7 protein-coding genes are annotated in these 6,128 nt (G+C 68.8%); 3 read left to right on the top strand and 4 right to left on the bottom strand.

What is annotated here, in order from left to right; translation table 11 throughout:
• Positions 1-576 precede the first annotated feature (576 nt).
• Positions 577-1,227, bottom strand: coding sequence for a DNA-3-methyladenine glycosylase (locus ACWGJY_RS33920; RefSeq protein WP_453264722.1), 651 nt, complete (start codon positions 1,225-1,227; stop codon positions 577-579).
• A gap of 170 nt (positions 1,228-1,397) precedes the next feature.
• Here ACWGJY_RS33920 and ACWGJY_RS33915 point away from each other — a divergent pair, with 170 nt between their 5' ends.
• The 3 genes from ACWGJY_RS33915 to ACWGJY_RS33905 all read left to right on the top strand — a co-directional run bounded on the left by ACWGJY_RS33915 (position 1,398) and on the right by ACWGJY_RS33905 (position 3,689).
• A complete protein-coding gene (locus tag ACWGJY_RS33915; RefSeq protein WP_453264721.1) occupies positions 1,398-2,180 on the top strand; it encodes a sporulation protein in 783 nt (260 codons plus the stop codon).
• A 42-nt stretch (positions 2,181-2,222) separates the two neighbouring features.
• Positions 2,223-2,762, top strand: coding sequence for a YbhB/YbcL family Raf kinase inhibitor-like protein (locus tag ACWGJY_RS33910; protein WP_453264720.1), 540 nt, complete (start codon positions 2,223-2,225; stop codon positions 2,760-2,762).
• 423 nt (positions 2,763-3,185) lie between these two features.
• Positions 3,186-3,689 (top strand): HNH endonuclease, encoded by a 504-nt coding sequence (locus ACWGJY_RS33905; RefSeq protein WP_453264719.1) that lies wholly within the window; start codon positions 3,186-3,188, stop codon positions 3,687-3,689.
• Positions 3,690-3,734: 45 nt separating this feature from the next.
• Here ACWGJY_RS33905 and ACWGJY_RS33900 read toward each other — a convergent pair whose 3' ends face one another.
• The 3 genes from ACWGJY_RS33900 to ACWGJY_RS33890 form a co-directional block, all read right to left on the bottom strand.
• Complete coding sequence (locus ACWGJY_RS33900; protein ID WP_453264718.1) at positions 3,735-4,502, bottom strand: sulfite exporter TauE/SafE family protein; 768 nt, start codon at positions 4,500-4,502, stop codon at positions 3,735-3,737.
• 63 nt (positions 4,503-4,565) lie between these two features.
• A complete protein-coding gene (locus ACWGJY_RS33895; protein ID WP_030087611.1) occupies positions 4,566-5,504 on the bottom strand; it encodes an SPFH domain-containing protein in 939 nt (312 codons plus the stop codon).
• Between the two features lie 101 nt (positions 5,505-5,605).
• On the bottom strand, positions 5,606-6,019 hold the full coding sequence (locus tag ACWGJY_RS33890; RefSeq protein WP_453264724.1) for an NfeD family protein: 414 nt from the start codon (positions 6,017-6,019) through the stop codon (positions 5,606-5,608).
• Positions 6,020-6,128 lie beyond the last annotated feature (109 nt).

Here is a 6,128-nt window from a genome sequence, read left to right as displayed (position 1 = left end):
TCATCCTCCGGAGTGTCTCCGGTGGACGGGGTATCAACATATCTGGCGTTGACTTTTGGCACGCTGTTGAGTTCTCAAGGAACGGACGCTTCCTTTGTGCCTGTTTCACCAGGCTCTCCGGGCGCTTCCCTTCGGTCTTGCGTTTCCGACTCTATCAGATCCTTGCGGGCCCGATTTTCGCCGGTGCGTTGCCGCCTTTCGGCTTCTTCGCGTTTCCAACCTTACCAGATCCGTTTCCGTCTCCGGCCCCCTGTTGGAGCGGGGTTGGCCGTTCTGCTTTCGCTTTCCGGCCTTTCCGACTCTAGCAGAACCCGATTCATTTCGATTCCGGTTCCGATATCCATCGGGGGTCCGCCCCGGAGCAGCTATTTAATGCTGCCCGTTCGGCGTGATCACTACTTTAGCGGCTTGCCCTGGCGACTCATAATCGAGTGGCTGGATCGAATTTCGGCAACGCGAAAGAGGACCCGTTAGGGAGCCGATCGGAGTAGTTGGTTGTGCCGCCTGGCGGTCTGCGCAAATAGCGCTGCCCGTCTCCAGCGGCTCGGGCTACGTTAGGCGGTCGGCGATACAGAGTCAAGTAGCGGTGGTGGTGCGGCGTCGGGGGACATGGGGGCGGTAGGGGCTGACGGTGGGGTCGTCGGCGATCCAGTAGCGCCAGGGGTGATCGGCGCCGTCTCCGCCGACGCCGGTGCGCGGACCGTTGCGTACCCGCTCGGGAGCGGGCGGGCGGCCGTGCAGCACGGAGAGGGGGGCGGTGCCCCCGGTGCACAAGTCGATGCCGTCGAGGGTGCGGTCGATGCCGAGGGCGGTGGCCAGGCGGGCCGGGCCCTTCGCCAGCTCGTTGGTGGTGCGGGCCTTGGGGCGGCGGGCGGCTGCCAGGGGCGCGCCGGTGAGGATCTCACCGGCGCGCAGCAGGACACCGCTCGCCTTGCCCTCGGAGCCGCAGACCGCGTTGAGGCTGAACCACATCCCGTAGATGAAGTAGACGTACGCATGGCCGGGCGGGCCGAACATGGTGGCGTTGCGTGCGGTGCGGCCCCGGTAGGCGTGGGAGCCGGGGTCGGTCTCGCCGTCGTACGCCTCGACCTCGGTGAGCCGGAGTGCGATCGGACCGTCGGGGGTGTGGCGCAGCAGGGTGCGGCCCAGCAAGTCGGGAGCCACGTCCAGCACGGGACGGTCGAAGAAGTCGCGGGTGAGCGGCATACGTTCCGGTACGTCGGTCATGCGGACCGAGAGTAGTGCAGCCGTCCGGGAGGGCGGCTGGCCATGGGGGCACCGGGGTTGGGAAGGTGTGGGCCGTGGAACCGGGTCGCGCGGTTTCGCGTTCGTAGGGATCAAGCCGAGATCTCGGCGCGCAATACACAGCACAGGCGTTTCGCCTGGGGAGGACGAGCATGGGATTCAAGAAGCTGCTGGCGAGCCTGGGCGCCGGGGGCGCGTCGGTGGAGACGGTGCTCTTCGAGGAGAACGTCGTCCCCGGTGGGGTCGTACAGGGCGAGGTGCGGGTCCAGGGCGGGTCCGTGGCCCAGGACATCCAGGGGCTGTCCGTCGGACTGCAGGCGCGGGTCGAGGTCGAGAGCGGCGACGAGGAGTACAAGCGGAACATCGAGTTCACCAAGGTGCAGCTGGGGGGTGCGTTTGCGGTGCAGCCGGGTGCGGCGCACACCGTGCCGTTCGGGCTGGAGATTCCGTGGGAGACGCCGGTCACCACGTTCCTGGGGACACCTCTGCACGGGATGAACGTCGGGGTGACGACGGAGCTGGCGATCGCGCGGGCGGTGGACTCCGGGGACCTGGACCCGGTGAATGTGCACCCGCTGCCGGCGCAGCAGGCGATCCTGGACGCGTTCGGGCGGCTGGGGTTCCGTTTCAAGGCCGCCGATCTCGAGCAGGGGCACATCAGGGGAACGCGGCAGCGGCTCCCCTTCTACCAGGAGATCGAGTTCCACGCGCCGCAGCAGTACCGGGGGCTCAACCAGGTCGAGCTGTCGTTCGTCGCGGACGACCGGGAGATGGACGTCGTCCTGGAGATGGACAAGAAGCCGGGGCTGTTCAGCGAGGGGTCGGACACCTACCGGTCGTTCACGGTCGGGCTGAACGACTTCGAGGGGACCGACTGGGCGGCTTACCTCAACCAGTGGCTGGCGGAGGTCGGCGGTAAGCGGAACTGGCTCTAACCTGGCCGGACAGGTGTCAGCAAGCGACCAGGAGGTGTTGCAGTGTCCGAGCTGAAGCGGCGGCCGCTCCCGCACGATTTCCATCCGCCGGTGCCGGAGTTCACGGTGCTGAGCGACGAGGTGGAGCCGGGCGGGACGCTGCGGCCGGAGCAGGTCTTCGCCGAGGGGAACCGTTCGCCGCAGCTGCGGTGGGAGGGCGCACCCGCGGGGACGAAGAGCTACGCGGTGACCTGCTACGACCCGGACGCGCCGACGGGCAGCGGTTTCTGGCACTGGACGCTGTTCGACATTCCGGCGTCGGTGACGGAGCTGCCGGCGGGTGCCGGGTCCGGGGAGATGAAGGGGCTGCCCGAGGGCGCCGTGCATGTCCGTAACGACTACGGGACGCGGGACTTCGGGGGCGCGGCGCCGCCGCCCGGGGACGGTCCGCACCGCTATGTGTTCACGGTGTACGCGGTGGACCAGGAGAAGCTCGGTCCGGATGGCGAGGCTTCTCCCGCGGTGGTGGGCTTCAACCTGCGGTTCCACACGCTCGGGCGGGCCCAGCTGATCGCCGAGTACGAGGTGCCCGCGGCGGGCTGAACGCCGTAATTCCGTTGCGCCCCGGCGCTTCCCGCACGCAGAGTGGTACCGGTGCCGCCGCCCCGTGAGAAGGGCGGCGGGCAGCAGGTACCGCAGTGGCGGGAGCGGCGGGGCGCAGGTGTGTCGTCCGCCTCCCCCATTGCCTTCACGGCATGGGAGGTACCCCCGTCCGGAGCCCGCACTCGTGTCGGGCGTCCTGGCCGGCTGCCGTTCGCTCCGGGTCTCGCGTGATTCACGGGGGTGGGACCCGGGGCGCACTCTTCTCGTGGCCCGTGCGGCGCCGACGGGCACCTCTTTTTCATCTGCCGGTCGTCCTCCATTTCCCTTGTGGCATGCGGAAATTGCGTTGTTCGGGGAATACCTGCCGCTGCACAGTGGAGCAACTTCGCCGCGGGGGCGGAGCGGGTTGGGGAGGTGGACGGGATGCGCGAGACGCTGGTGCTGAATGCGAGCTTCGAGCCGCTGTCGACGGTGTCGCTGCGGCGTGCGGTGGTGCTGGTCATGCAGGACAAGGCGGTCGTCGAGCATGCTCACCCGGGGCTGCGGATCCGCGCCGCTTCGGTGGACATAGCGGTGCCGCAGGTGATCAGGCTCAGCAGGTATGTACGGGTGCCGTTCCGAAGACGGGCGCCCTGGTCGCGGCGGGGTGTGCTGGTGCGTGACCAGCACCGGTGTGCGTACTGCGGGCGGCGGGCGACGACCGTGGACCATGTCGTGCCGCGGTCGCACGGCGGTGGGGACACCTGGCTGAATACCGTCGCCTCGTGCGCGGAGGACAATCACCGCAAAGCGGACCGTACGCCCGAGCAGGCGGGGATGCAGCTGCTGCGGCGGCCGTTCGAGCCGACGCCGGCGGATGTGCTGCTGTCGACGCTGGGGGTGTCGGTGCGGGACGGGCTGCCGGAGTGGCTGGCGCTTCCCGCCTAGCGCGGGGCCGGTCCGTCCGCGGCCCGGGGGCTCACTCGACGCACCTTATTTCAGGAGGAGTTGGGTGATGGCCAGTAGGCCGACGACGACGATGACGGCGCGCAGGGCGGTGGGCGGCAGCCGGCGGCCTATCTTCGCGCCGAGCTGGCCGCCGAGGGTGGAGCCGAGCGCGATCAGGCCGACGGCGGCCCAGTCGAAGTGCGCGACGAAGAGGAAGAAGACCGCCGCGACACCGTTGACGATCGCGGCGAGGACGTTCTTGAGTGCGTTGATGCGCTGTAGTTCCTCGTCGAGCAGCAGGCCCATCAGGGAGAGGTAGAGCACCCCCTGGGCGGCGCCGAAGTAGCCGCCGTAGGCACTGGCGACGAGCAGCCCGGCCGGCAGGGCGATGCCGCCGTCGCGGTGGGGGGTGGTGCCGTTGCGCTCGCGGCGGGCGCGGAGCGCGGCGGACAGCTTGGGCTGGACGATGACGAGTACCAGCGCGAGGGCGATCAGAGCGGGGACGATCGCGTCGAAGGCCTTCGAGGGCAGTGCGAGCAGCAGGATCGCGCCGGTCAGACCGCCGACGAGGGCGACGGCGCCGAAGCGCAGGATGCGGCGGTTCTGGCCGGCGAGTTCGCGGCGGTAGCCGATGGCGCCGCTGATCGAACCGGGCACCAGGCCAAGGGTGTTGGACACATTGGCCGTGACGGGCGGCAGCCCGGAGGCGAGCAGCACCGGGAAGGTGATCAGGGTGCCGGACCCGACAACGGTGTTGATCGTGCCGGCGCCGATTCCGGCGGCGAAAACGGCGACGGCTTCCCAGATGGTCACGCGGATTCCCCCATGCATGATCGGTACGGACCTGTCCGATCATGCACCAGGGGTCCGGTGGTGTCAGTCGATCGGGGGCGCTTCACGGTTCGGCGAGCTGGGCTTCGGGATGGAGCCGCCGCCGGTGGGCGGGGTGAAGTTGCCGAGGGCGCCGCCGAGGCCCTTGAGGGCGTCGCCGATCTCGCTGGGCACGATCCAGAGCTTGTTGGCGTCGCCTTCGGCGATCTTCGGGAGCATCTGGAGGTACTGGTAGGACAGCAGCTTCTGGTCCGGGTCCCCGGCGTGGATCGACTCGAAGACCACGCGGATCGCCTGGGCCTCACCCTCGGCGCGCAGGGCCGCGGCCTTGGCCTCACCTTCGGCGCGCAGGATGGAGGACTGCTTCTCGCCTTCGGCGGTGAGGATCTGGGACTGCCGGACACCTTCGGCCTGGAGGATGGCGGCGCGCTTGTCGCGGTCGGCGCGCATCTGCTTCTCCATCGAGTCCTGGATGGAGGTCGGCGGCTCGATGGCCTTGAGTTCGACGCGGTTGACGCGGATGCCCCACTTGCCGGTGGCCTCGTCGAGGACGCCGCGCAGTGCCGCGTTGATCTCCTCACGGGAGGTCAGGGTCCGCTCCAGGTCCATGCCACCGATGATGTTCCGCAGGGTGGTGACGGTCAGCTGCTCGATGGCCTGGATGTAGCTGGCGACCTCGTACGTCGCGGCGCGGGCGTCGGTCACCTGGTAGTAGATGACGGTGTCGATGTTCACGACCAGGTTGTCCTGGGTGATCACCGGCTGCGGCGGGAACGGCACGACCTGTTCGCGGAGGTCGATGCGGTTGCGGATGGAGTCGATGAACGGGACGACGATGTTCAGGCCCGCGTTGAGAGTGCGGGTGTACCGGCCGAAGCGTTCCACGATGGCGGCGCTGGCCTGTGGGATGACTTGGATCGTTTTGATGAGTGCGATGAACACGAGCACCACCAGGATGATCAGGACGATGATGATCGGTTCCACAGCGGCTCCCGTGCCCTTCGTTGCTGGTCCCTGCCGGCCGGTGACCGGCTTGCCGTTGATCAGTCTTTCAGAGTCGTGGTGCGTCGCGCAGCGTGTTCGGGTCAGATGACGACGGCGGTGGCGCCTTCGATCTCGACGACGTCGACCTGCTGGCCGGGTTCGTAGACCTGGCTGCCGTCGAGGGAGCGGGCGGACCAGATCTCGCCGGCGAGTTTGATGCGGCCGCCGACCCCGCCGTCGACGCGCTCCAGGACCGTGGCGCTCCTGCCCTTGAGCGCGTCGATGCCGGAGGCGTGTGGCGGGCTCTGGCCGCGTTGGCGGTTGGCGAGGGGGCGTACGACGGCGATCAGGGCGACCGAAACCGCTACGAACACCAGGAATTGCAGAACGGTGCCGCCGCCGACCCCTGCGGTGACGGCACCGGCGACGGCGCCGACCGCGAACATCCCGAATTCGGGCATCGCGGTCACGACGAGAGGAATACCCAGCCCTACGGCGGCGATCAGCCACCACACCCATGGATCCACGGCTTCATGGTAGATCCGTGCGGCGGCCCGGGACAGGGCGCGATCGGTCAGCGAAGGGGAGCGCGGCGCCGCGACGGGGACCCGGGAGGGAGTCCGG

The organism is Streptomyces sp. NPDC054765 (assembly GCF_053612065.1).
The sequence above is the reverse complement of the archived record's forward strand: the minus strand, read 5'-3'. Positions and strand labels throughout refer to the sequence as shown.

What these genes read in the sequence shown, in the direction of transcription:
- ACWGJY_RS33920 (WP_453264722.1), bottom strand. Translation starts at nt 1,227, where the DNA reads ATGACCGACGTACCGGAACGTATGCCGCTCACCCGCGACTTCTTCGAC.
- ACWGJY_RS33915 (WP_453264721.1), top strand. Translation starts at nt 1,398, where the DNA reads ATGGGATTCAAGAAGCTGCTGGCGAGCCTGGGCGCCGGGGGCGCGTCG.
- ACWGJY_RS33905 (WP_453264719.1), top strand. Translation starts at nt 3,186, where the DNA reads ATGCGCGAGACGCTGGTGCTGAATGCGAGCTTCGAGCCGCTGTCGACG.